Annotated in this window: 24 protein-coding genes; 2 read left to right on the forward strand and 22 right to left on the reverse strand. The window is 63.5% G+C overall.

Translation table 11 applies throughout. The annotated features are described in order from the left end of the window. Positions 1-49: 49 nt before the first annotated feature. Together IEX97_RS06205 and miaB are read right to left on the reverse strand one after the other, a co-directional pair. Positions 50-535, reverse strand: a complete 486-nt coding sequence (locus IEX97_RS06205) for a YlbF/YmcA family competence regulator (protein WP_188881780.1) — start codon at positions 533-535, stop codon at positions 50-52. Beyond that, positions 532-2019 (reverse strand): tRNA (N6-isopentenyl adenosine(37)-C2)-methylthiotransferase MiaB, encoded by a 1488-nt coding sequence (gene miaB, locus IEX97_RS06210; RefSeq protein WP_229776503.1) that lies wholly within the window; start codon positions 2017-2019, stop codon positions 532-534. Before miaB ends, IEX97_RS06205 begins: the two co-directional genes overlap by 4 nt. 159 nt (positions 2020-2178) lie before the next feature. Here miaB and IEX97_RS06215 point away from each other — a divergent pair, with 159 nt between their 5' ends. After that, positions 2179-2460, forward strand: a complete 282-nt coding sequence (locus IEX97_RS06215) for a hypothetical protein (RefSeq protein WP_188881782.1) — start codon at positions 2179-2181, stop codon at positions 2458-2460. 53 nt (positions 2461-2513) lie between these two features. Here the strand turns inward: IEX97_RS06215 and IEX97_RS06220 are convergent, their stop codons facing one another. The 17 genes from IEX97_RS06220 to IEX97_RS06300 form a co-directional block, all read right to left on the reverse strand. After that, positions 2514-3797 (reverse strand): YheC/YheD family endospore coat-associated protein, encoded by a 1284-nt coding sequence (locus tag IEX97_RS06220; RefSeq protein WP_229776517.1) that lies wholly within the window; start codon positions 3795-3797, stop codon positions 2514-2516. Between the two features lie 16 nt (positions 3798-3813). After that, complete coding sequence (locus IEX97_RS06225; protein ID WP_188881786.1) at positions 3814-5307, reverse strand: putative amidoligase domain-containing protein; 1494 nt, start codon at positions 5305-5307, stop codon at positions 3814-3816. Positions 5308-5335: 28 nt separating this feature from the next. Then, the gene (locus IEX97_RS06230) at positions 5336-6718 is read right to left on the reverse strand and encodes a YheC/YheD family endospore coat-associated protein (RefSeq protein ID WP_229776505.1); all 1383 of its coding nucleotides are present in this window, start codon (positions 6716-6718) and stop codon (positions 5336-5338) included. 48 nt (positions 6719-6766) lie between these two features. Continuing rightward, positions 6767-8164 carry a YheC/YheD family endospore coat-associated protein gene (locus tag IEX97_RS06235; protein WP_229776519.1) on the reverse strand — a complete coding sequence of 466 codons (1398 nt, stop codon included), beginning with the start codon at positions 8162-8164 and terminating at the stop codon, positions 6767-6769. 96 nt (positions 8165-8260) lie between these two features. Next, positions 8261-8800: an outer spore coat protein CotE gene (gene cotE, locus IEX97_RS06240; protein WP_188881790.1), complete on the reverse strand. Its 540-nt coding sequence runs from the start codon at positions 8798-8800 to the stop codon at positions 8261-8263. A 279-nt stretch (positions 8801-9079) separates the two neighbouring features. Beyond that, the gene (locus IEX97_RS06245) at positions 9080-10036 is read right to left on the reverse strand and encodes a dipeptidase (RefSeq protein ID WP_229776507.1); all 957 of its coding nucleotides are present in this window, start codon (positions 10034-10036) and stop codon (positions 9080-9082) included. Between the two features lie 103 nt (positions 10037-10139). Beyond that, on the reverse strand, positions 10140-10400 hold the full coding sequence (locus IEX97_RS06250) for a stage V sporulation protein S (RefSeq protein ID WP_188881792.1): 261 nt from the start codon (positions 10398-10400) through the stop codon (positions 10140-10142). 65 nt (positions 10401-10465) lie between these two features. Then, entirely contained in the window at positions 10466-11305 is an 840-nt protein-coding gene (locus IEX97_RS06255; protein WP_188881794.1) for a TIGR00282 family metallophosphoesterase, read from the reverse strand. A gap of 73 nt (positions 11306-11378) precedes the next feature. Next, on the reverse strand, positions 11379-12929 hold the full coding sequence (rny, locus tag IEX97_RS06260; protein WP_188881795.1) for a ribonuclease Y: 1551 nt from the start codon (positions 12927-12929) through the stop codon (positions 11379-11381). Between the two features lie 294 nt (positions 12930-13223). Beyond that, the gene (locus IEX97_RS06265) at positions 13224-13925 is read right to left on the reverse strand and encodes a regulatory protein RecX (RefSeq protein ID WP_229776521.1); all 702 of its coding nucleotides are present in this window, start codon (positions 13923-13925) and stop codon (positions 13224-13226) included. Further along, the gene (gene recA / locus IEX97_RS06270; protein ID WP_188881841.1) at positions 13918-14967 is read right to left on the reverse strand and encodes a recombinase RecA; all 1050 of its coding nucleotides are present in this window, start codon (positions 14965-14967) and stop codon (positions 13918-13920) included. Before recA ends, IEX97_RS06265 begins: the two co-directional genes overlap by 8 nt. 214 nt (positions 14968-15181) lie before the next feature. Continuing rightward, positions 15182-16762, reverse strand: coding sequence for a DEAD/DEAH box helicase (locus IEX97_RS06275; protein WP_188881798.1), 1581 nt, complete (start codon positions 16760-16762; stop codon positions 15182-15184). 65 nt (positions 16763-16827) lie between these two features. Further along, positions 16828-18114: a competence/damage-inducible protein A gene (locus tag IEX97_RS06280; protein ID WP_188881800.1), complete on the reverse strand. Its 1287-nt coding sequence runs from the start codon at positions 18112-18114 to the stop codon at positions 16828-16830. A gap of 52 nt (positions 18115-18166) precedes the next feature. Next, on the reverse strand, positions 18167-18745 hold the full coding sequence (gene pgsA, locus IEX97_RS06285; RefSeq protein WP_188881802.1) for a CDP-diacylglycerol--glycerol-3-phosphate 3-phosphatidyltransferase: 579 nt from the start codon (positions 18743-18745) through the stop codon (positions 18167-18169). A gap of 238 nt (positions 18746-18983) precedes the next feature. Then, a complete protein-coding gene (locus IEX97_RS06290) occupies positions 18984-20021 on the reverse strand; it encodes a helix-turn-helix domain-containing protein (protein WP_188881803.1) in 1038 nt (345 codons plus the stop codon). Between the two features lie 42 nt (positions 20022-20063). After that, positions 20064-20870, reverse strand: a complete 807-nt coding sequence (locus IEX97_RS06295; RefSeq protein WP_229776511.1) for a DUF3388 domain-containing protein — start codon at positions 20868-20870, stop codon at positions 20064-20066. Between the two features lie 86 nt (positions 20871-20956). Beyond that, entirely contained in the window at positions 20957-21979 is a 1023-nt protein-coding gene (locus IEX97_RS06300) for a hypothetical protein (protein ID WP_188881806.1), read from the reverse strand. Between the two features lie 243 nt (positions 21980-22222). Here IEX97_RS06300 and IEX97_RS06305 point away from each other — a divergent pair, with 243 nt between their 5' ends. Then, the gene (locus IEX97_RS06305; RefSeq protein WP_188881808.1) at positions 22223-22564 is read left to right on the forward strand and encodes a hypothetical protein; all 342 of its coding nucleotides are present in this window, start codon (positions 22223-22225) and stop codon (positions 22562-22564) included. Here IEX97_RS06305 and IEX97_RS06310 read toward each other — a convergent pair. The 3 genes from IEX97_RS06310 to IEX97_RS06320 all read right to left on the reverse strand — a co-directional run bounded on the left by IEX97_RS06310 (position 22534) and on the right by IEX97_RS06320 (position 26011). After that, positions 22534-23187 carry a hypothetical protein gene (locus IEX97_RS06310; RefSeq protein WP_188881810.1) on the reverse strand — a complete coding sequence of 218 codons (654 nt, stop codon included), beginning with the start codon at positions 23185-23187 and terminating at the stop codon, positions 22534-22536. The two genes, IEX97_RS06305 and IEX97_RS06310, sit on opposite strands and share 31 nt — an antisense overlap. 80 nt (positions 23188-23267) lie before the next feature. Beyond that, positions 23268-25721, reverse strand: a complete 2454-nt coding sequence (locus tag IEX97_RS06315; RefSeq protein WP_188881813.1) for an FtsK/SpoIIIE family DNA translocase — start codon at positions 25719-25721, stop codon at positions 23268-23270. Positions 25722-25789: 68 nt separating this feature from the next. Continuing rightward, a complete protein-coding gene (locus tag IEX97_RS06320; protein ID WP_229776522.1) occupies positions 25790-26011 on the reverse strand; it encodes a YlzJ-like family protein in 222 nt (73 codons plus the stop codon). Position 26012 lies beyond the last annotated feature (1 nt).

The raw sequence follows: 26012 nt of genomic DNA on the forward strand, positions 1-26012 counted from the left end.
GCATAGGCGTCATCCACTCCCGTTCGTCCATGCATCCCAGGATGACCACTCAGGACCTGCCGCAACTGCAACCTTGCCCGCCGTGGCCCTGACCGCATCCTTGGCGGGGGCCCGGCTCCACAGGCAAATGGTCGCCGAGGCGGGACAGGAGGACCTGGACCACGCTCTGCATCAGGTCGTTCAGCTCGTCCTGCGCCTCTTTGTACTGCATGGCGACCGGAATTTGGTAGAGCTTCTCTTCAATCTCGCTGATCTCGACCTGCACCAGCATGACTTTCGGGTGGTCCGCGCCCAAACGCTCTTGGAGGATGAGCTTCTGGTTCGTCTTCAGCTTCAACGTTTCAAACAACGCCTGCGCTTCCTCATGGCGCTCCATCTTCTCCCGCGCCTGCCAGTAGCGCTGTGCCACGTCCGATGTGCCGATCCGCCTGGCAATTTGATCCGCTTTGTACAGCGCCTGGTTGCACGGATCACAGTGGGCGCAACCTGCTTCCGCCTGCGGGAGGGGGGTATGGAGCGCCGTACCGTCCGTCATGACACCGCCACCTCCTCGCGGACCAACTCGCCCTTGAGCAGCCATGTCTGGGCTTCCGTCACTTTCACGGGGAGGAGTTGACCGACGAACCGCTTTTCCCCCTGGAACAACACCAATTTGTTGGTGCGGGTGCGGCCGGCGAACACATGGCGGTTGGTCTTGCTCTCCCCTTCCACCAACACCTCGACGGTCCGGCCGGCCAACTGTTGGTTGCGGCGCAGACTGATCTCCGCCTGCAGTTCGTTGAGCCGGCGCAGGCGGTCCTTCTTCTCCTCAAGCGGCACATCGTCCGGAAAGTTTGCCGCCGGCGTGTTTTCCCGCGGCGAATAGATGAACGTGAATGCGTTGTCGAACTCCACCTCGCGTACCAGGCTCAGCGTGTCTTGGAACTGCGCCTCCGTCTCGCCGGGGAAGCCGACGATGATGTCGGTCGTCAAACTCACGCCGGGGATGGCGCGGCGGATCTTGTCCACCAACGCCAGGTAGAACTCCCGCGTGTGCGTGCGGTTCATCCGTTTGAGGATCTGCGAGTTCCCCGACTGCACCGGCAGATGGATGTGTTCGACCACGTGCTCGCACTCGGCGATGGCCGCGATGAGGTCATCGGTGAAGTTCCACGGATTGCTGGTCGTAAACCGGATCCGTTCAATGCCTGGCACCCGGTTGATACGGCGCAAAAGGTCGGCAAACGTGACCCCGATGTCAATCCCGTAATCATTGACGTTCTGGCCGAGCAGCGTGACCTCCCGATAGCCTTCCGCCGCGAGCGCCTCCACCTCGCGTACCACGTCCTCCGGCAGGCGGCTGCGCTCGGCGCCGCGCGTGTACGGAACGATGCAGTAGGTGCAGAACTTGTTGCAGCCGTATTGAATGTTCACCCATGCCCGCACACGGTCCTTGCGCACCTTCGGCATATCCTCGATGGTCATCGCCGCCCGGTCCCAGACCTCCATCACCGTCTCCTGGCTCTCCCGGGCGCGGGTGAGCAACTCCGGCAGGCGGTGGATGTTGTGGGTGCCGAAGACGAGATCGACCCAAGGGAACTTCTCCCTGACCAACCGCTGCACGCCTTGCTCTTGGGCCATGCAGCCGCACAACCCGAGCAAAAGCTGGGGGTTCTGCATCTTGAGCGGGCGCAAGCGGCCGATTTCACCGAACACCTTATCCTCCGCGTTTTCCCGCACGGCGCAGGTATTGAAGAGGATGAAATCGGCCTCCTCGACCGCATCGGTCGCCTCATACCCCATGGCCTCGAGGAGCCCGGCCATCACCTCGGTGTCGTGTTCGTTCATCTGGCACCCGTACGTCCTGATATGATAACGGTACGGGCTGCCGTCCGGCTTGCGTCCCACGCGGTACGCCGCCACGTACTGATCTATATCGAAGTGGATGCGCTCCACTGGATGCGGTCGATGCGTGCCGAACACCAGGCCTTGGCCTGGCTGCAAGCGTCCTTGCCGCAACAGGGTGATCCGATTTTCCACACGGTTTCCCACCTTTCTCGCCGGCACACCGGAGTGCACTTTACTATTATAGACGATGGACAGCCTGCGGCGCATGATGGCGTCCGCTGCTTGCGGGATTTTCCGGTGACGCCTCGCGCATGCGCACCGCCGCGGTCCTGCACGAAAGGGGAGATGCCCATGTCGCACAAACGCCAGGTGCCGACGTTTCGCCTCACCCTGCTCGGCGGAACGACGATGGAAGGCCCGGTCGTTTCACCGGACCGCCGTCAGGTGGCGGAGCATCTTGGACAACTGCACCAGGTGTTGAGGGAGCACGGTGCCGGATTGGTGTATGCCGGAGAGTGGAGGTACGTGCCTCTGCACGCCGTGCTGGAAGCCCGTCGCGGCCAGCGCTGGTTCCTGTTGCCGTGGCCGCTCGTCGACGACGAAGCCATACCCGGTGAAGTCCCGTTGCCCTGAGCCGGCGCGGCCTGGAAGGATGCCGGGCCATCCCTGCTGCAACGCGGCCGTCCTCATCCTGCGCCGAATGCCAGTTCTTCCAAGTGGTCCAAGACGCCTTGCACAGCACGCCGGCGGATCTCCGGTTCGTCAAACCGCATTGGCTTGGCGTTCGCTTCGAAGAACCACAGTTTTCCCTCGACGTCGATCCCGATGTCCATCGACATTTCACCCAACTGGCCGCTGTACGCGCGGTCGATCACCTCCGCCATGCGGACCGCGAGGTGGTCGATCTCGCGCGCCAAGTCGTCTGCCCGCCCTGGAAACGCCGCCGACAGCACCTTTCGTGTGTCCGCGATGGAACCGCCGTTCGGGACGTGCGTGGTGATGGCACCCGGCCCGGACACACGCACCCCTTTGCCCACCACCCGCCACGAGCCGGCGCGCTTTTGCACCAAGAGGCGGACGTCGCAGGGGCGGCCTTGCCAAGCGATCAACCGTTTGGCGGCCTGTGCGACGTACGGCGCGCGCAGGCGTTCCGTCCGCACCGCCTGCCACGCTTCCGCAGCCGTTAATCCTGCGCGGGCACGGCACGTGCCGTGACGGAGCGCACAGACACGAAAGCCGCTTGGTTCGCGCGCCACCAGGATGATCCCGTGTCCCAGGCTGCCGCCGACCGGCTTCAGGTACACCGCCCCGTGGCGGCGCAGCATGGCCGTGAAGGCCGTCCGGCTGGGCCTCGTCACCGTTTCCGGCAGGTGCGACGACAGCGGGCTGTCCGCGACGATGCGGTATATCTCCGCCTTGTTGAAGTAGCCTGGATTGAACATCGGGATGTGCAAGGCGCAAAACCGGGTCCGGGCATGAGCCATCCAGGGCGTCCGTTCCCCGTCCCGTGTCGGGACACGATTGTACACCGCTTGCGGATGAGGGCATGGCAACGGAATCCATTTACGATCGCCGATCCGCACGTATCCCGTCCAGGTCGGTTGGTCATCGACCGCGTCCAAGGGCAACACATAGAGAAATGCGTGCCGTTTGCGCGCTGTGCGCTGCAAATCGCGCAGATCCGCCCGGTTGCCGGTAAACCCCCTTCCGCCCGGTCCCACCAGGACCGCGAAGACGGGCCCCGTCTCCCATCCCGCTTTGGTGTGCCAAATCCGGACAGGATGCCGGTACACACATGGGCCGGGCAACCGGGCGGTCGTCAACGGAACCTGCAGGTTTCCCACCCGGACCCACGCCGCATCCATGCCGGCTGGCGAGGAAGCCATCCGCACCGTCATCTGGATGTGCTCCCCGCTCTGGTACCAGATGAGTTCTGCGTGCGCCCCCCGGCGCGCTGCCCTTGTCCGCATCACGCAAAGCCCCTCCTTACCCTTGGATGGTCAGGCCGAGCCGCGCCGGATGCGACCGCGCCGGATGCGACCGCGCCGAAGCGGCGCGCACGACGGGAATGTTCCAGACGGCGCGAACGTCCACGTCCTCGTTCCACGTCGCGCCCGCTTCAATCATGCGGTAGAGAGGTTCGATGTGGTCCCGGTACCGTTCGTAGCCCGGCAGGCTGCGCACGGCTGCAGCCGTGCGCTCAAACACCGGCCACAGCGGGCGCGGGTCTCCGTCGTAAAACGCGGCCTGCAGGCTCGGTTCGTAGATGTCCCATACAGGCAGCGTCCGATGGTGGGATACCACCAGGTGCGCCAAGCACAACGCCGCCGCCGTGATATCCGGATCGACGACGAAGCTGGCCGGCGTGCGGTACTCGAAGCCGCCGTGCTTCTTCATCCGCACGTCGCCGAGAAACCCGTAACGAGGGCGACGTTGGCGGGCGGTCGCATGGTTCTCGACCATCATCAGCGGCAACCCCACGTAGTTGTCCAGCACGCGGACCAAATGGCTGGAAAGGGGTACCCCGGAGAAGTGAAGATGTCCGCCTGTCGTGTACGGACGGAACGGGGAACTGCCGGCACGCCACTCAATCTGGCTGCGGTTGATGGCAGAAGCCGCCTCGACCATCGTCTGCCGCAGGTTTTCCAACAGCACGAGCGGGTTGGTGTCCGGGTCGGGGCGAAGTTCCATCAACGGCAGGCGCTGCCCGTCGTAGCGGACGCTGCGATCGTCACATCCCACCCTCCCTTTCCGGGGCAGGAACTTGCTGGCCAATACCATCTTCCCTTGGGCATTGCGCAGCATCAGCTCGATGTCCGCACCCATCCGCACCGGCCCAAATCCGTCGCGGGCCAGCATTTCCTCGCGCGTGATGAACTGTTCGACCGCCTCCGCAAACAGTTCAAGCAAACGTCCTTCGAGCACCGGGCTTGGCGTCACGTCCACGACATACAGAAACCCCTGGGCGTTCATCCCCATGCTGACCAATCCGAAATCCAGCCCCAGCGCATGCAGGGCGCGCACCGCCAACCGCTTCGCCCGGACGGCCGCCGGATCGTCGTCGAGCGCGACTTCCGTAAACGTCTCGGACACGCGCTGAATGCGCCGGTTCAGCCACAGCGGCTCTGCCTCCGCTTGAAAACAGGCGATGGGCTGCAAGTCGAACACCGGGATCCGAAAGTGGCGCACAAACCGGGTGGGTGCGTGCGTGGGATCCGCCAGTTGCTCGCGCGTCGGGAAACGGATGCCCGCCCGGCGCAGCAGCTTCCCCATGTACACACGAGAGACCGTGCGCTCCACAGCGCGGCGGGCGTTGAGCACCCGCGCCGCCACCGGATCGCTTTCCACCGCAGGTCCCCACCGCAACACGACGTCCGACTCCGTGATGGCGTTGCTCGCTCGGTAGTTGCAGAGGCGCGGCACGCGCCGGATCAGCCGTCTGGCAGACGGTTGGTTCGCGTGCAGCAGGTAGAAAGCCACAAGCGACATCTCCTTTCCCAGACACCGCCTACTGCCGTGTTGCCAGGTACACGGCGTACTCCATTGGTCTGCGAAACGCCATTTCCACCAGTTCGGGGCGCCCCTTGCCGGTGGACGGAGACTTCCACGGCTTGGAGTTGACCTCAATCACCCAAGCTTTGCCCGTCGTATCAATCCCGATGTCAATCCCGAGCTCGCCGAACGTTTGCCCGGCCCCCCGTTCCATGGCTTCCGCGACGAGGCGGGCCACACGGCGGATCTGCCTCATGCACCTGCTTCGGACTGCGGAGGCGGGAAAGACCGTACTCAGTAAGACAGGAACGGGCAGCGCCTGGCCGCCGCTGCTGAGGTTGGACGTGAACTCGCCCGGACCGGCGATGCGGGCGAACATCTTGGTGCGCCGCCACGCACCGGTGCCGTCCCGCTGGAGAACAATCCGGATGTCGAACGGGCGGTCCCCGGTGCGTGCCAGGTCGATGCCCTGTTGCAGGATGTACGGCCGCGCCTCGAGGCGCGGCCGCAATTGCTGTATAGCAGCAAGCGCGTGGTCTGCTTGCACACGCCACGGCGGCTTCTGCTTGCGTTTGACCTCGCAGATCCACGTCCCGTCCGGTTGCCGTACGAAGCGGACGATGCCAAGCCCTAAACTGCCGTGAGCAGGTTTGGCGAAGACAACGGAATGTTTCGCCAAGAACCGGGCCGCTCTGTCGGCCTGCTGATAGCGTATGGTGGACGGGATGTGGCGGCGTAGGCGTACGTCCTGTGCGAGCCACTCGTACACCTGCCACTTGTCGAAAAAGCCGGCGTTGAACATCTTGTCTTGATACAGGCGCGCCAAGCGCGCCCTGTCTCGTTGGTAGTTCGCATCCTGTTCCAGGCGGCGCGACACCACCTGGTCGTAGACCACGTCGGGCAACGGCAACCACATTCGCGTCCACGCCCCGCGCGTCGTGCGCACGAACGCGTGCACACGCTGGCCTTCCCAATCGACGTCCCGCATGCGAAACACGTACGCCAAGGCGCCGATTCGGTCCGCTGCATCCGCCAACCGTTCCAGCGCCAGAGCCAAAGGCGAAGGAGCGTACCTCTTTTGTTTCTCAATCCAGCGCGGGTTGCTCAAGACCCCTACGGTCGGGCCGATGTGGAACTTCCGGCCCGAGGGCCAAACGCGGACGCGCGCCGCGACGTCACGCAGCAACAGGCGGTCCGCCAAGGGCGTGCTGACGGCGACGGTGTCGGCGGGGAGCGCCGGATCCGCCCACACGGGAGCCTGGGCCGAAAGGCGCCCGAACGTGCATTCCGCCCGTTCCCCCTCTCCCACGGAGAGCCGCGCACACAGCTGCGGATGGAGCCGGATCATCGACACCCCATGGGCGAAGACGGACAACTTCAAGGCGCGCGTGACCTCCATGCGGGCATCCCCTTTCGCTCGCGAACGCGCTCTGGTTGTGGCGCTCGGTCACGGATCGATGAACCCAGTCGCCCTGCTAACATATTCAAGCAAGTACGCGAGTGACATCGTCCGCACGTCGCCCGCGAGCGATCTGAGCATGCGCCTACCGGGTGTCGGATTCACTTCAAACAAGGCGATCCGCCCGTCCGGCGCGACCGCGAGGTCAATCCCCACCTCGGCAAACGGACCGAACGCGACCGCCAACCGCTCCGCCGTGGTCAATGCCACCTCATCCAACGCCGTGCGCAGGCGCGATGCATCATGACCCCACCGTGCCTGAAGGAGGACCTCCGCGTCTTTTGCCTGCGCTCCGGTGTGGATGTTCGTCGTCACCGCGCCGGGCAGACCGACCCGCGCCACGCGCGCCGCCACCACCCATCGTGTCCCCGTTTGCTGCACCAACCATCGGAAGTCGAACGGACGCCCGTCCTCCGTCCGCGGCAACAGGAACGTCTGCTGCACGAGGCATGTTCCCAACCCCATGGCACGGAAAAACCGGCGGACGTCGCGCCGGGTGCGCAAAAGGTGTGCACGGGGCAGAAGGGAAACCGTGCGTGCGCCCCGTCCGCAACGGCCGTGCCATCGGGCCAAAACCCCGTCCCGATGCACGGAGAGACGGACGATGGATCGCCCTTGCGACCCGTGCACCGGCTTGACATACACGTCGCGCCAGACATGGACGAGGCGGTACACCTCCTCCGCATCCCGGGTCCGCGTTGCGGGGAGCAGATACGGAGCCAAGTCAGGCAGGGACCTGAGCCACCGCTGCAAGTACCACTTGTCGCTGCAACGCCACGGCAATGTGTGCAGACGGCCAGCCCGGCGCAGACAGGACAGTTCCTTCCGGGCCAAACGGCGTACGTGGCAAGGAAACACCCCGGCGCGTCGGATCACCAGGTCTGGCAATCCGACCACGGACTCATGCCAAACCCCCTGCTCCGGGTCGAACCGCCAACCACGCCGTAGCTGGGAAAAACCTGGCCCCACCACGACCAGATCGATGCCGCGCGCTGCGGAGAGGACGGCGAGATCTTGAAACATGCGGGTCTGTTCTCCGAACAAGCGGCCTGGCGAAGGAGAGGGACAGGCGTAGATGCCAAAACACGGACCGAGTTGCCAGCCCGTGCCGTCCGTCCTCGTCCGCAGACGCAAGCGTGCAGGTACCCCCAACGCCGCGCCGACGGCCGGGCTGATGAAGAGCCGTGGCGTCGCTGCATCCATTTCTCTGCCCGAGGAGACGGGGAAGGCTGCCCGGGGCGCGATGGGTGCGGCCGGTGCGCGCGCGCAATCAATTTCCGCCGTCCGCCCGGCAAACGTCAGCCACTTCGGTATCTTGGCCGCAGCTTGTCCATCGAGCCGCGCCTCCCTTCCTGTCAACACCGGATCGACCACAACCTCGACCATCACGTTCGCTTCATCCTTTCACCCGCCGCGTGCGAAACGGCAAAATGGGGCGTCATCCGCCCCATCGCCACAACCGGATGGTGCCGCTGCGAACGGTCAACCCTCCACCTCGGCCTCTTCGAGCAAAAGGTCGTCTTCCTCCCCGTACTCCTCTCCTTTTTTGTCCGCCACGTCATACGTGACGACACACAGCTTGGTCTGGCCGAGCACCTCGACCCCCAACTCTTTTTCAACTTTGACCAGGATTTCGGATCCATTGCCCGTGATGGTGGCGTCGATGCAATTCGGGCTCTGCAACACGCGCACCTCCACCTGCCGCGTGTCGCGTGCCGCGTGGACATCCAATTCCCGCAGGGCAATCTGTTCGACGTACGACACCGTGTCCTTCGCAACCGCCGTCTCTGAGTTCCCGTTGTACGAATACCATACATTGATGTCGAAGCGGCCGCGCACCTCCACGTAGTCTCCGACCAGTTCCGCCTCGCAGGTGTGGTTCATCACCCAGCACCCGCCGATTGTGCTCGGCCGGTTGGCCGGGCGCAACGTGTAGGTGGTCTGAGAATACTTGCTGCCGCGGCCGCACACCGCGTTCGCCACGATTTCGCGGTAGTGGAGATCCTTGCTCGAGAGCACCATGCGGCAACCTCCTTGCTTGATCCCTTGACCGGCGTGAGCCACCTCTTTGCCTGCACGCCGGACCGGAAGGCGTTTCACTGTACATCCGCCAAGCCAAAACCATGCCGCGACGGGGAGCGGTCAGGTGGATGCCGGATGCACTTACGCCTCATCGTATGCCGCCGGCTCCCGGGCGGTTATCCTGTCTTTTGCGGGATGCTGAAAATGGGCTCGGCTGACGAAGCCGGAGACGGCGGACGCCGTGGCGGCACGACCGTGCCGCGGGTGGCCGAGGGTGTATCAAGGGGAGGACGAGTCGCGGAGATCGGCGGAGGGCAGAGCTGAGCGGAGGAAACGCATGAGGTTGCCGATGAGCAGTTTTTCGGCGAGCGCATGGCCGTAGCGCGCCGCGATTTGACGGGCGAACGCTGCGTAGTCGGCCGCGGTGGCAAGGCCGGGAAGCGGACGGGAGAGGCCGTCGAAATCAGAACCAAAACCCACGTTGTCCTCTCCGCCCAAGGACAGCATATGGTCGATGTGGCGAAACAGGGCAGCAGGTCCCGGGGACCGTTCCGCTGTGACGAAGCTTGCTTCAAACGTCACACCCACAAACCCGCCGCGGGCAAACACCTCGCGCAGCACGTCGTCGGTCAGATTCCGCGGGTGCGGATGCACGCTGCGCGCGTTGGCGTGCGATGCCATCACAGGTCCGTCCAGCATGCGAAACACATCGCGGATGCCGGCTTCCGACAGATGCGCAAGGTCCACCCACATCCCGAGCCGCCGCGCCTCGCGTATGACCTCCCGGCCGCGGGACGTAAGCCCTGCGCCACGCGCTTCCAGGCAACCGTCGGCCAGGTCGTTGGCCCAGTTCCATGTCAACCCGAGGCCGCGGACGCCCAAGCGGTGCAATGTGCGCAGACGCCAGGTCTGGCCTGCGAGGCAACCGGCCCCTTCCAGCGCGAGGACGCCGCGTAAACCTGTCTTGGCGCCGGCTGACAGGTCTGCGGCGGAAACCACCGGCGTGACGCCCGCCTGCGCCACGAACGCGGCGTAGTAATAATCCAATTCCTCGAGGACCTGGTCCCACTGCGCGTGCGGCGGCAGTCCGGCCGAGGCGTAGAGGGCGAACACCTGCAGGGCGACCCCGCCCTGACGCAGCCGCTCCGGGCTGGACGCCAACGCAGGTTCTAAGTCACCACCCGCGGTGACCATTCGCCACAGCGCGTCCACATGCGCGTCCGCCACAGCGTACACCGCCCTCGCCCTCCGCTAGAACCTCCTGCCGACGTGGCACGAGCCGTCATCGTCCGCGGCGCCTTCCGGCAGGAGGCTCACCAAGGATCCATGCGACCGACCTTCACCGCGGCTCGACAATCAATTTGATGGCTGTCCGTTCCTCACCGTCGATCATGATGTCGGTGAAGGCCGGGATGCAAACGAGGTCCACCCCACTGGGCGCGACGAACCCGCGCGCGATGGCCACCGCCTTTACCGCTTGGTTGAGCGCGCCCGCCCCGATGGCTTGAATTTCCGCAATGCCGTGCTCCCTCAATACACCTGCCAGCGCCCCGGCTACCGAATTCGGATTCGACTTAGCAGAAACCTTTAACACATCCACGCACCGACGACCTCCTCGTTCACCTCGGGACTGGGACATTATATCGATATTCGCCGCTCGTGCGACTATTCCTGTAAGGAAGACGACACATCGCGATCACGGCGGCGCGCCTGAACACCTGGAGCAGGCGTTTGCTCCGCGATGTACACGCGTTCAATCGAGCGCGCCCGGCCGGTTGCGTCGTCGAGTTCCACCAGAACCGCGCAAAACTGGCGCGGGCCGTTGGCCACCGCAAACTTGCTCGGCAACTGCGTGATGAACCGGCGGATCACCGTCTCCCGGTCGATGCCGAGGATCCCGTCGCTCGGCCCGACCATGCCGACATCCGTGATGTACGCCGTTCCCCCGGGCAGGACGCGCTCGTCTGCCGTCGGGACATGCGTATGCGTCCCCACCACCAACGAAGCGCGTCCGTCCAAGTACCATCCCATGGCCAACTTTTCGGAAGTCGTCTCTGCGTGCATGTCGACCACGATGTGATGAATGTGCGGGTGAAGCGCGAGGATGCGATCGACTTCCCGGAACGGGCAGTCCAATGATTGCATGAACGTGCGGCCCATGAGGTTGACGATGAGCACAGGCCGCGAGCGGACGGTGCAGACCGTGTATCCTGAGCCGGGTGTTCCCTCCGGGTAGTTGGCGGGTCGAATGATGCGCCGATCCTCGTCGATGAACGTGAAGATGTCTTTGTGGTCCCAGGCGTGATTTCCCAAGGTCAGGATTTCGACGCCGGCGTCGAACAACTGCTCAGCCGCCTTCCGCGTCAAACCCTTCCCGTTCGCGGCGTTCTCCGCGTTGGCCACCACCAGATCTGGGTTGAACGCGCGCAGCAAACCCGGCAATACCTCGCGCACATACTGGCAACCCGGCACGCCCACAATGTCCCCGATAAATAGCAGTTTCAAGGCCGTTTCTCCTCTGACCGCTTCTTGGCACAGACAGTCCGCGGTAAAAAATAGAGTAGCCATCGCGGCTACTCTATTTTGCGTATTCGACGGCTCTCGTCTCCCGAATCACGGTCACCTTGATTTGACCAGGGTAGTCCAACTCACTCTGAATCTTCTTCGAGATCTCCTTCGCCATGCGCACCGACTCCGCATCGTCGACCAGTTCAGGTTTCACAATGATGCGGATCTCGCGACCGGCTTGAATGGCGTACGACTTCTCCACACCCTCGAACGCCTCGGCAATCGCCTCCAGCTTCTCCAGGCGTCGTAAGTAGACCTCCAACGTCTCTCGCCGCGCACCGGGACGCGCCGCCGAGATGGCGTCCGCCGCGGCCACAATCACGGAGATGGGAGAGGTGAACTCGACGTCGCCGTGGTGCGCGGCGATGGCGTTGATCACCACCGGGTGTTCCTTGTACCGCTTCGCCAGGTCGACGCCGATTTCGACGTGCGAGCCCTCCACCTCGTGTGTGACGGCTTTCCCGATATCATGCAGCAGACCGCCGCGTTTGGCGAGGGCGACGTCGAGACCGAGTTCCGCCGCCATCAATCCCGCGAGGTTCGCCACCTCGATGGAGTGCTTCAAGACGTTCTGTCCGTAGCTGGTGCGGAACTTCAAGCGCCCGAGCAAACGGATCAAGTCCGGATGCAGGCCATGAACGCCTGTCTCCAACGTCGCCTGCTCGCCCTCTTCGCGAATCAGTTCCTCGATATCGCGCCGGGACTTCTCCACCATCTCTTCGATGCGCGCCGGATGGATGCGTCCGTCCGCCACCAACCGCTCCAGCGCCAAGCGGGCGATCTCGCGGCGAATCGGGTCAAACCCAGACAGGATGACCGCTTCCGGGGTATCGTCGATGATGAGATCCACCCCCGTCAGCGTCTCCAGCGTTCGGATGTTTCGACCCTCGCGTCCGATGATGCGACCCTTCATCTCGTCATTCGGCAGATTCACCACGGACACCGTGATCTCCGCAGCATGGTCTGCCGCACACCGCTGAATGGCCGTCGCGATGATGTCGCGGGCCCGCTTGTTCGCCTCCATCCTGGCTTCCTGCTCAATCTCCTTCATGAGCAGGGCGGCGTCATGACGGCTTTCCCGTTCGACGTTGGCCAGGATGATTTCCCGGGCGCTCTCCCGGGTCAACCCGGAGATCCGCTCCAACTCCCGCACTTGTTGGGCGTGCAATTCGCTGATCTCCGCCCGCAATTGTTCAATCTCCTGCTCCCGCTCGCGCAGGGCTTCCGCCTTGCGGTCGACGGCTTCCAATTTCCGGTCCAGTACTTCCTCTTTTTGGAGAACCCGGCGCTCCAGCTTTTGCAACTCGGCCCGGCGCTCCCGGATCTCCCGCTCCGCCTCTTGTCGGATGCGGTGAGCTTCCTCTTTGGCTTCCAACAGCGCCTCTTTCTGCTTCGCCTCGATGTCCCGCTGCGCAGCTTCCAGGATCTCTAAGGCCTTCGCTTCGGCCGCGCCAATCTTCGCCTCCGCAAGCGAACGGCGTACGTAGTACCCGCCGCCGAAACCGACCGACAGCGCCACCAACACAACCAGCGCCAACACAATCCATTCAACAAGCGTCATGCTTGCGATTGCCTCCTTGCTCTCCCGTGTGAACACGCCAGAAGGTATACCCGCAAGTGCCACCGGTTCGAGCTAGAGGCCGCAAACGATACGCGTTTCCATTGTAGCTTTCGGTACCAAACCTTGTCAAGGAAAGGTGGCTGACGCAACGCACGCCGCCGGACACCGAGACGACCGCGGGATTCGCTGCGTGCGCCATGCGCAGAGAGGAAATGTAAAACAAAGAGGAGAAATGAAATGAAAATATCATAAAAAACACGCACGGAGCGCGCCTTGCTCGTGGATGCCCTCACGCTACGGCTTTGGTCCGCATTCCTCGCCTGCTTCCGGCACCGCCACCGCCCGCACCGCGTCTTGGACGACGGCGGCGGGGAAACCCCGCCGGTACAACCACGCGGACAAGCGTTCCCTCCGCCGCAGCCACGGCAGAGAAGCGTGCGTCCGCCAGTACTTTTCCGCCAGACGGAGCGCGGCCGACCGCTCGCTGTTCTCCACATCCGAACCCCTTGTTTCTCCGTCTGCTGCACCCGGCGCGTTCCCCGCCAACACCGTGTCGATGAGCGACGACGCCGCACCGCGTTGCCGCAACCGCCACCGCATCTCCTGCCGGCTCATCTGCTCCCGGTGCATCTCCCAAAAACGGAGCACAAAACGCGCGTCGTCCACCCAACCGGCAGCCTGCAAGCGTTGCAACACCGAGGCCGCCACGGGCGCGGGAACGTTTTTTCGTTGCAAGAAGCGACGGACCTCCTGCGCCGTTCGGTCTCTCCGTTGCAGGTAAGCGAGCGCCTGCTGATACGCTTTTGCCTCCGCCGCATCTTCTGCCAACGCCTGCAGCAAATCCGGGGTCACCGCCTGGCCCAGGCGCAGACCTCGGTCCAGCCAACTCGCAAGCGGGACCTCCAACGCCTCGCCGTTCGAAAGCTCAATACGTAACCAATCGGCACGGCCAGGCACGCCGGTGCGCCCCGTGATGACGACCGGCTGTTCATTCATCAAACGTGAAGGCCTCCTCCTCGTCGTCCTCCGCCGCACCAATCGACAACTTGGCCGCCGCGACGTTGAAGTGGGCGCGGATCTCCTCCTCAATCTGATCCGCGATTTCAGGATGTTCCTTCAAAAACTGCTTCGCATTCTCCCGGCCTTGGCCGAGCCGTTCGTCACGGAACGCATACCATGCGCCGCTCTTCTGAATGATGTCGATCTCGACACCGAGGTCGATGAGGCTTCCTTCCCGCGAGAATCCTTCGCCGAACATCAGGTCGACATCCACCTGCTTGAATGGCGGGGCCACCTTGTTCTTGACCACCTTGATCCGTACCCTGCTGCCGACGATCTCGTTGCCCTGCTTCAACGCCTCGGCACGACGCACCTCCAAGCGGATGGTGGAATAGAACTTGAGCGCCCGGCCGCCGGTCGTGGTCTCCGGGTTGCCGAACATCACGCCGACCTTTTCGCGAATTTGGTTGATAAAGATGGCAATGGTCTTCGATTTGCCGATGGCGCCGGCCAACTTGCGCAACGCTTGCGACATCAACCGCGCCTGCAGCCCGACGTGGGAATCCCCCATATCCCCTTCCAATTCGCTCTTGGGCACCAGGGCAGCCACCGAGTCGACGACGATGATGTCGACCGCGCCGCTGCGCACCAGCGCCTCCGCGATCTCCAGCGCTTGTTCTCCAGTATCCGGCTGCGAGATCAGCAACTCGTCGATGTTCACACCCACGCGGCTGGCGTACAGCGGGTCCAAGGCGTGCTCCGCGTCGATGAACGCGGCTTGTCCGCCACGCTTTTGCACTTCCGCGATGCAGTGCAGGGCCACCGTCGTCTTGCCTGACGATTCCGGGCCGTAAATTTCGACCACCCGGCCGCGCGGCAACCCGCCGACGCCGAGGGCGATGTCGAGGGCGATGCAGCCGGTCGGGATGGTCTCAACGCTCATCGACGCGGCTTCACCCAGGCGCATGATAGAACCTTTGCCAAATTGACGCTCAATCTGCTTCAAGGCTTGGTCCAGAGCAGCGCGCCGGTCGTTCATCATCGTGCAGCATCCTCCCATGGTTCAAACATCCGTACACATCAGCCATTCGGCTCGTCCAACGTCCTTTCCTGCTTTCCATTGTATCAATTCGTATCCATCGCGCAAACATGTGTTCGCTTCCCGGGACACAAAACCGCCGCGGCTTGCCGCGGCGGTGACCCAATCTGATGCCCCGAATCCGAAGCGCTGCGTCCGTACAGCGCGTTGCCCGTCAACGCGCGCGCGTGCGCGGCTTGGCCGGCTCCAGGTTGACCCGAGCGCCGTTGATCCGGCTCTGGCGCAGCGCTTCGTATACAAAAGGCGCCGATTCTTGCTCCACCTCGACGAACGTGAACCGGTCGAAAATATCGATCTTCCCGATGGCTTGGCCGGGCACCCCCGCTTCCTCGGCGATGGTGCGGACGAGATCCGCCGGGCTGATCCGGTTGCTGCGCCCGATATTGACGAAGAAACGCACCATCCCCGGCGTCGCCCCGGTGTCGCCGAAGTCGTAGTCGGCTTGCTCCGACGCCTCCAATTCGCCGGAAGACGCAATTTTGAGCAGCGCGCACGCGATGTCGATGGGGTCGTACTCGTCGACGATGTTGCCGAGGATGGCCCGGTAGTGGCCGAGACCTCCCTCTTGAATGGCCTCCACAATCCGGTTGCGCCACATCTCGGCTTGCCGTTCCGCCACGTCCGCGAGCGATGGGACGTCCCGCGCCGTCATCTTCGCACCGGTCTCACGCTCAATCTGCTTGAGCAGCTTGAACTCGCGCGGCGTCACCAGCGTGATGGCCAATCCGCGCTTGCCGGCGCGTCCTGTGCGGCCGATCCGGTGGACGTACGACTCCGGGTCCTGCGGCATGTCGTAATTGATGACGTGGGTCACGTTTTCCACGTCCAGTCCGCGTGCCGCCACATCGGTGGCCACCAAGAGCTCGATCTCACCTTGGCGAAACTTTTTCATGACCCGATCCCGCTGCGCCTGGCTGAGATCGCCGTGCAAGCCGTCCACCAGATAACCTCGGGCCAACAGCGCCTCCACCAGCTCGTCGACGCCCCGCTTGGTGCGGCAGAAAATGATGCCGAGCGCTACCTCCTCGCTGTCGATGATGCGGCAGAGGCTCTCCAGCTTGTTGCGTTCAAGGACCTTGTAATAGACCTGCTCCGTGAGCGGCGCGGTCATCTCGCCCCGCGTCACCGTCACGTGCTCCGGCGAGCGCATGTACCGGACAGCGAGCCTGCGCACCTCCGGAGGGAACGTGGCGGAAAAGAGCAAGGTCTGACGTTCGCTCGGCGTCTCGCGCAAGATGGCCTCGATGTCGTCGATGAATCCCATGTCGAGCATCTCATCCGCCTCATCGAGCACCACCGTCTGCACGGACTGCAATTTTAAGGTACCGCGGCGGATGTGGTCCAACACCCGCCCGGGGGTGCCGATGACCACCTGCACTCCCTGCTGCAAGGCGCGGATCTGGTGCCCGATGGACTGCCCGCCGTAGATAGGAAGGGTGCGTACCCGCTTGTACTTGGCGATCTTGCGGAATTCGCCGGCCACCTGGATCGCCAACTCGCGCGTGGGTGCAAGCACCAAGGCTTGCACACGCGGCTCCGTGGTCACCCGTTCGACGATGGGGATGCCAAACGCCGCCGTTTTGCCCGTTCCGGTCTGCGCTTGGCCGATGACGTCCTTACCTTCCAAAATCAGCGGAATACACGCCGCCTGAATCGGGGACGGCTCCTCATACCCCATGTCGTCGATGGCCTGTTGCACGCGCCGGCTTAAACCAAAATCCTGAAAAGAGGTCACTTGTGTATTCACCTTTTCTGTTGTTTTTTCTTCCATATTTCGTTCTTCCATCCCTTTGCTCATCCTCATGCTCTGGATTGTGCACCAGGGAATGCCTCCGCACGTGGGCTGACGAGCTTGAGCAACTCCCAAAGCACACGTTTGGCGGAACGCAGGCGCACCTGTTCCCGTGAACCGCGCCACTGCATGCGAACCACCGTCTGCCGGCCGTCCGGTCCGACCACGGCGCCGAACACCAGGCCGACCGGCTTCTGCGGACTTCCTCCCCCCGGTCCCGCGATGCCGGTCGTCGCCAAGCCGTACGTGGCGGCAAATCGTTCACGTACGCCCTGCGCCATCTCGAGCGCCGTCTGCTCTGAGACGGCGCCGAACCTCGCCAACGTCTCCTCGCGGACACCGAGCCAAGCCACCTTGGCCTGGTTGTGGTACGCCGTGACACCGCCCAACATGTAGTCTGACGCCCCGGGGACCGCCGTAATCATAGATGAAACCAAGCCGCCGGTGCAACTCTCGGCGACCGCGAGCGTCGCTCCTGCCTGCCGCAGCGCCTTGCCCACGGCGCTCGCGATGGTCTCATCGTCAAACCCGTACACGTACGATCCGAACCGCCGCAGGATCTCGTCTTCCACAGGCTGGATCAACGCCCGCGCGCCCTCCTCATGGTCAGCCGCGGCCGTGATCCGCAACAACATCTCCCCTTCGCCCGCCAACGGTGCCACGGTGGGATTGGCCATACCGGTCAGGTCTTTGATGGCAGCATCCACGTCAGATTCCCCAATTCCGCAGAAATGGATCACCCGCGACACCAACACCTGCCCGCCCCCAAAGATCTGCTTCAGGCGGGGAATGACCTCATGCTGCAGCATCGGCTCCATTTCCAGCGGCGGGCCGGGCAATAAGAAGTAGTGCACCCCATTCGCGCACACGTACACACCGGGTGCCGTCCCGTTTGGATTGGGGAGCAGCTCGCCGCCTGCAATCCGGTACGCTTGCTTGCGGTTCTGCTCCGGCATCTTGCGCCCGCGCGCGGCGAACCAAGACTCGAGCTGCCGCAGGGCTTCCGGTGAAAGTTCCGATGGGCGGCCGAGGAACGCGGCCAACGCCTCCTTCGTCAGGTCATCGTCCGTCGGCCCCAAGCCCCCGGTCACGACGACGACGTTGGAACGCCTTGCGGCCACCTCGAACACCTTCACGATGCGTTCGAAGTTGTCGCCCACCGCAGTGTGATGGAATAGAAAAAAGCCATGCAAGGCAAACGCCCTGGAAATGGTTTGTGCATGGCCGTTCGCAATCTGACCGAGCAGGATCTCGGAACCGACGGCGATGTGTTCCGCCCGACACGCGGCGGTCATGCTGTCACCCCGCTTTCACCGCAAGACAACCGGTGTCTCGCGGCCTCCGTCGTTACCGTTCCGGACCGAAGACCTGCTTGTTCCGGATGAAGTAATCGATGCCGGACCAGACGGTGACGGCGACCATCACGTAGACCATCACCACGTCGAAGGGGAACCCCACGATGGAGAACGGGAAGTTGTTCATCATCAAGGCCACCATCGCCACAATCTGCGTCGCCGTCTTCCACTTGGCGAGCTTGCTCGCGGCAATGACCACGCCTTCCGCGGCGGCGACCAAACGCAGACCTGTGACCGCAAATTCGCGGCTGATGATAAGAATGGCGACCCAAGCAGAAAGCCGCTGCATCTCCACCAGGCTGATGAGCACAGCGGAGACCAACAGTTTGTCGGCCAAGGGGTCCAACATCTTCCCGAAGTTGGTAATCAAACGGCGCTTGCGCGCGATGTACCCGTCGAGCGCATCGGTGCTCGCCACGGCGATGAACACCAGCGCCGCAATCATTTCGCTGCCTGTGGTGGTGCGGTGATTGATGGTCACAGACCAGAAGTTGTAACGTACCAGCAGCAGAAACACGACCACTGGGACTAAAAAAATTCTGGCTATCGTGATGCGGTTAGCCAGATTCAATCAGACGCACGCCCCAATCGTTGGACCGAATTCTGCACTCGGCAGCGACGAACGGTCACCTGCCCTTGGCCGCTTCTGACCACAACCTCTCCGCCCTTGCTCTTTCTGTTCCCGTCCGTGCGAAGGTAAAATTAGTATAGCGCAGCCTCGCCGCAGGTGTCAAAAAGACGCGGCAACATACCGTCCTCGGAGCACATGCATCCATGCGCACGACAAGCATGCATGCGCGCAAGCCCCCTCACGGACCTGCACTCGGCGACCCCGTCTGCCCGTTGGGAGGACCAGGCGGCGTACGGTTGAACACCACATCGATGGCGGCATTGGTCGCCGGTAAGGGGACTTGCTGCCCATTCACCGAGAGTTGAACCCCTTGCACATGCCCCAAGCGAATCGATACCGTCTGTTCCCCCTGCCATGACCTCGGTGAACCAGGCTGAAGGATCTCACTCACGTCCACGGTCTGCCCGTCCGCGCTCACGCTGACCCAGCACGGCGAAGTAACGCTCATCGTCACCGACAACGGGAGCGTGGTCGCGACAGCGTACGTCTGCACCAACCGATGCGGGTCAAACGGAGCCGCGATGACCGTCGTGCGCAAAGGCGCCGGCGACGTGGGACGCTTCGGATGCCGCGCTGTATTGGACATACCCGTATGCGAATGGGATGTACCGCCTGCGCCCGAACCAGTCTGTGTGTTCGGCGTCTGCGTCGGCGCCGGCGTTCCCGTGGTTGCCCGCCCGCCGGGATGCCGGTTCAAATACCAGACACCGCCCGCCAACAGTACCAGGATCCCGGCGACCACAAACACTTGTCCGGCCCACCCGCGCGGTGTGCGATGCACATCCGCTGCACGGCGCCGGGTGCGATACACAGGCGGTGCGGATGCAGCAGGCACGCGCGCGGATGGCATCGCTTTGGAAGGACCAGAACGAGGCATGCTTACACCTTGTCCGGTTGGCTGGGCGGACGCGGGCGTGCGGTCCGGATTCGGACCGGGCGCGGATGTGTTCCCCGCCATGGCGGAGGGCTGGTCGGACGAATCCAGAAATTCCCTTAGCAACGCCGAACCGTCCAATCCTAAAAAACGGGCGTACGTACGGACGAAGCCGCGCGCGTAGACTTCTCCGGGCAGCACGCTCCAGTCGCCCGCCTCGATGGCTTCCAAATACCTGGTGCGGATTTTCGTCTCTGCCTGGACGCGCCCCAAATCCAAACCCAGGCGTTCCCGCTCCCGTTTGAGCCGCATTCCCAGTTCGCGCAGTCGTTCATCCTCCACCCTGACCACCTCCTCATGGTGCCTCAACCGACGGAGGCCCGGTTATTCACCGTGCCATGCTTCGGTCTCCCGCTCATACCGTTCAGGTTCAATCGGTTCGTCCGGATCGCGGCGCAACTCGATGACGAGGTCGAACAAGTCCCACGAGAACCGCGACCGGCGCACGAAGACGTCCGGGTGCTCGATGACGACAGGCGCCGGCTGGCGGCAAACCTCTTCCACCACGCGCAGATGGTCCTCGCTGCCACGCAGGGTCGACACGGCTCCGTCGATGATGTAAACCACTTGCTCGGTCGGCGGTGTATCCGGCATCTCCTCGAGCAGCGTTTGCTTGAGCATCGTCGAAGACACCAAAAGCCAGCGCTTGTTGGCGTAAACGGCCGCCGCGACAATCGCCTCCGTTTTGCCGACCCGCGGCTGTCCGCGCAATCCGATGACCTGACGGCCCGGACGTTTAAACAACTCCCCCATGAAATCGACCAAGACACCCAACTCATCCCGCACGAAACGATAGGTGCGTTTCTCCGCGTCGCTGCGCTCGATGAAACGGCCATGCCGCAATGCAATCCGGTCCCGCAACGACGGCGGCCTGAGCGCGGCCAGTTCCACATCTTCCAACCGCTCGACGATGGCGCGCAGGATCTCTGCGTTCTCCGGGCGCGTCGTCCGCAACAGGAACCCTCGTTCAGCTTCAGAGACGCCCCCGAGTTGCAGAATGTTGAACCCGAGCATCCCCAACAGCGACGCGATGTCGCCGAGTAATCCCGGTCTGTCCCGCTTGATTCGATACTGGAAGTAAAACTCCGCCGCTTCCTGGTTCAATAAGCCGTCGGAACCATGATTCGACACGATTCGCCCGACTCCTTCTTCGCCTAGGCTCATCCTGCGCTCGCCAAGATATACCGGACAACTTGGATGAAAAAACGTTTTTCATTTCATGGGACCCAGACGGACCAAGCCGCACGGACCACATCCGGGAGAGACGCCCACAAGCGGTCCACAAGCGCAGGCGTCAAGGCGGTGCCGGCAGCGGCGATCCGCCACGTCGCCGTGAGTGTGGCCGGCAATGCCGTCACGCTCAACGCGCGCGGCCCGCCCAACGTGGTCACCCCTGGGTGCCACGCGCGTTGGGCCCAAGCCGTCAAATCCGCCGACAGGTCTTGCGGCGCAGGCACCCGCGGGCTCATTCCCGCCACACCCACCGGCGTCACACCGGTCAACACCACCAGTACACCCTGGCGTTGAGCCATCGCCGTGGCCAACCAGGCAGGCGGCGGCGAAACGGACACCACCACATCCGGCACAGATGCAGCCGTCCCGCCCGCTGACGCCGTGGTCACCTCGGTCAGCGATACCGCCGGATAGGACGTGTACAAGCCAACGAGCGCCGCCCGGACAGCCGTCCGCAGCCACGCACGGTTGACACCCGCAGTGCGCGGGAATGACGTTTGTACCGGGTTGCCCGACGCGAAACGGTTGGATGGAAGCGCGTCGTACCAGCCCACGGACAGCGTTTTGCGCCCGGCTGCAAGTTGCCCTGCCAGCCATCCCGCCCAGTAGCCGGCAGCGGCAGCGTCCGGGACCATCGCGCGCACATTGGCCGGCGGCGACCCGCCGGGGAGATTGGTCCCGCAAAACTCAAAGCGCGATGCTGGGTGTGCCGCGGCAAAACGCCATGCATCTTGAGGAACGGGACCGGGGAACACGACGAGAAATAAAACGCCGCTCGCCCGCATCACCTCGCGTCCCAGCACGGCCTGCCACGATGCGGGTGCTGCCGGGACCACCCGGGCCACCATACCGTCTTGAGCCGCCAGGCGCGTCACGGTGTCCGCATTCCACCCTGCGGCCGTGCCGACGAGGACCACTTCCGCGGCCGGTTTCCAAGCCGTGGGTCGCATATGCGCCAGGTCGGGGACGCCACATCCGGTGCACACGGCGATGACGACCCATGTCAACGCTCGCAACGCCTTTTGGCAGCAGGCACGTACCACGCCATCGCCCCTGTCCATGATGAGTGATGCGCGCTCCACGCGAAAGAAGACACGCCGCCCTGATGCATGGCGACGCGGCCAGCAGCGTGATTTCCATCCCGATGTGATTTCCAACTCCATCCGATGTGTCCATTATACCATGCCCCGCGGGTACCTTGCCTTTCCGCCCGATTCCCAGGATAATAGGCTCGAGAGGGAGGATATGAAATGTCTGAAAGTGCTCGCGAGCACCTGTCGGTCGCGAAGGCTTTTTATCAGTTGGAATTTTATCTGCGGATGGTGCATGCTCCGTTCACGGTGAAAGACCTGTATGAGCGAGCCTACCGAAAACGCCGCAAAGACCAATACGATGACCGTTGGCTGTCGTGCTTGGACGAGAATCCCGAAGTCCAAAGCGCACTCGACGAACCCTTTACGGCGCACACCATCATCGAAACCTTGATGCGCACCGGCCATCGACCGGTGGTGCGCGCGCTGCTCAAGGAGATCCGCCGCCATCACATCATCTATACGGAAGCCTACATGGTCGGCATGCCCGACGCGCCTTGAACGAAGAACCACGCTCCGTCTGCACCGTTCGCCTTCGCCAGCACGGCAGCGAGATCGCCTGGGCGGGCAGAATTGGCTGCCATGGTTTGCCGGTACGCTTGCCGCGGCAGCTCTGCCCCTCCTGTCAAGCGCCCATCCACAAAAAAGTAGATGCGGGCATTCTCAATCGGCAGCGCCAACCGGTAGACCGCCGGGAAGAAAACATCGACATCCCGGTGCGCCGCCGCCACCAACGCCGCATCCGCATACGCACCGAGATCGACCTCCGCCGCCACATCGTATCCTTGCCCCGCGGACTGGACGACCAATTCCGTGACTCCCGCCACCGGCGCCAGTGCGGAGGCAATCGTCTCCACCACCGCATCGGGTACATCGGGCGACTGCTCTCCCTGACCGCTCTGCCCAACGCCGGCTGCGATGGGGCTTGCGGTTTGCGGCACCGCTCCTGTGGCGGACGGCCGCCCGAGCACGGTTTGGCCCAACCCGGCCTGTCCTCTTCCTGCCTGCTCCACCCCTGTGTGATGTTCGAGCCCGGCTGTGACCCATGCGTACATGACACCGAGTGCCATCACCGCAAACCATGCGCCCGCGCGCAGGCGCCACTGCATCCCCTTCATCTTCATGCCGCCGTCCCCCTCGCTCGTCCGCTCTATCACACCTTATCGGGGTTGCGGCGAAAATATCCCTCTTGGCGGCTGTTCCATCACCCGTTTCCATGCACGCGAAACGTCGACTTGATCTGTTCCCACTGCGCCTTGTCAATGCGAACCTCGCGCGGCTTGGAACCCTCAAACCGGCCGATGAGCCCGTGCTGTTCCAATTGATCGATGATCCTGGCCGCCCGCGCGTATCCGATGCGAAACCGGCGTTGCAACATCGAGACGGACGCCTGCCCCTGGTCCAATACCAAATCCATCGCCTCGACGAACAGCGGATCGAGGTCGCCTGTGTCCGCACTCCCGTCGTCCTCGCCGCCGTGTTGGAGATCGACGGTGTACACCGCGTGCTGCTGCGCCTTGACGAACGCCACCAAGCGCTCAATCTCCGCTTCCGACACGAATACGCCTTGTACCCGCGTCGGCTTGGACGCGCCGCCGGGGAGGTACAGCATGTCGCCCCGCCCGAGCAGCTTTTCCGCTCCGCCGGCGTCGAGGATGGTGCGCGAGTCCGCCATGGACGAAACCATGAACGCAATCCGGCTTGGGATGTTCGCCTTGATGAGCCCGGTGATCACGTCCACCGACGGGCGTTGCGTGGCAACAATCAAATGGATGCCGGCCGCCCGCGCCATCTGGGCAATCCGGCAGATGGCGTCTTCCACCTCGCCTGGCGCCACCATCATCAAGTCCGCCAACTCGTCGATGATCACGACGATGTACGGCAAGGGATCGCCGCCGTCCTGGCGCACAAGTTGGTTAAAGCGTTCGATGTCGCGCGCGCCGCGCTCCGCCATCGCCTGGTAACGCGACTCCATCTCCTGGACGACCTTCTTCAAAGCGAACGCCGCCTTGCGCGGATCGGTGACCACCGGTGCCAACAGGTGCGGAATGCCGTTGTAGACGCTCAACTCCACCATCTTTGGGTCAATCATCAAGAATTTGACCTCATGCGGCTTGGCGCGGGTCAGGATGGAGGCGATGATCCCGTTGATGCACACGCTCTTGCCGGAACCGGTGGCCCCGGCCACCAACAGGTGCGGCATTTTCTGCAAGTTGCCCACGATGGCCGCGCCGGTGATATCCCTTCCCAACGCGACCGCGAGCAGACTTGGCTCCTGCTGGAACTCAGGGGACTCGAGCACTTCCCGCAGCGTGACCACCGCGACCTCTGCGTTCGGCACCTCAATCCCGATGACCGATTTCCCAGGCACAGGCGCCTCAATCCGGATGTCCCGCGCCGCCAGCGCCAGTGCGATGTCGTCCTGCAGGCTGAGGATGCGCGAGACCTTCACCCCCACGGCCGGCTGGACCTCGAAGCGGGTGACCGCAGGCCCGCGGCTGATCTCCAGGACCTTCACCTGGACACCGAAGCTTTCGAGGGTGGTCTCCAACTTGCGTGCCTTCTCCTGCGCGCTGCGCAGATTGAACCCGCCCTTGGCCGGTTCGGGCAACGCAAACATCGAGAGCGGCGGGAGTTGATAACTTTCGTTCCGCACCGGCGGACTCATCCAGGAAGCATCTTCTGCCCCCGTCCGGACTGATTCCCCGCGGCCTCCCTCTTGACCTTTTGTCCAGGCGGGCTGTTGGTGCGGAGGGTAGCGCACGACAAGCGCGTTGCCCACCTGTTCGACCCATGGCTGCGGCGGTCCTTCTGGATCGAGCCGCGGCGGCCGGGCGAATTCCGCGAAATCACGGACCACGGGGGGTTGATCCTGCGCCATGGGTTGCGCCGCATCCGCCGCCACATCCTGGTCCTCTTCGGCCACCACCTCGCCTTCGAGCACCACCTCCGCCACTTGGCGGCGCGATGGGCCGGGACGTTGTCTCCCTGCTCGGGACTTGGTGCGCGCTGTGGCACGTTCGGCGCTGAACAGCACCGCGATGTACTGGCGGCACGCGGACCAAGCTTTCTCCAACTGCCGCTCCACCCAGCGGGTGCCGCGCTGGACACCGGCCACCAGCGACTGCTGCGTCACCAGCGCTGCGCCGATGAGCGCACCGACAGCCAGCACGAGCATGGTACCGACGGTGGAGAACAAGGCGTGTGCGACCGCGAAGAACACATACCCGATGAGACCGCCCCCTGCACCGGACGGCTCTGCCGATACGTCCGCGGGGTGAAACAGCGGTTCGCACATGTTCTTGATGGCGTTGAGCGTGGCGGTGTACAACGGCACAGGTTGCCCGGCGTACAACGGAGCAATCCGTTGATACAAATCGAATTCCATCGCCGTCAACCACGTGACGAACAGCACCAGGAGCCCCATGTGGCGGCTGTGCCACGGAAATGTGGCTCGCTGCACCATCATGTACACCGCTGCATATCCGATGAAGATGGGCACGAGGAAGCTCCACGATCCCGCCAGGTACACGAACGCCACGTCGAGGTAGCGCCCGACCAATCCCAGCTTCCCCAGCGCGAGCGCACTGAGCGTCAACAGGCCCAAGCCGGTGAGTTCATAGCGAAGCACATCCTGCCTGTGTTGCTTTTTGCCCATCTGGCCCTCCTGGACAGCGGCGGGAGCGCTCCAAACACGCTCTTTGCCGAGGTACAGGAGAATTCGCGTCAGAGGCGGCTTTTTCCTGCCAAAGAGATCCTCGCCCCAGGTTGCCATTCCGGGCGCAGGTAGTCGCCGGGGCGCGGGCTGATGAGCCGCTCCAGCCTGGCAAAGCCGTCACCCTGCGGAACGACCAACATGGTGACGCCTTCATGCTCCACCTCCACCCATCGCGGCGACGATTCGCCAAACCCGTCCCAAAGCAACGACGCGGGCACGATGGTCCACATC

This window comes from Paenalicyclobacillus cellulosilyticus, from assembly GCF_014647315.1.
GTDB lineage: Bacteria > Bacillota > Bacilli > Alicyclobacillales > Alicyclobacillaceae > Alicyclobacillus_J > Alicyclobacillus_J cellulosilyticus.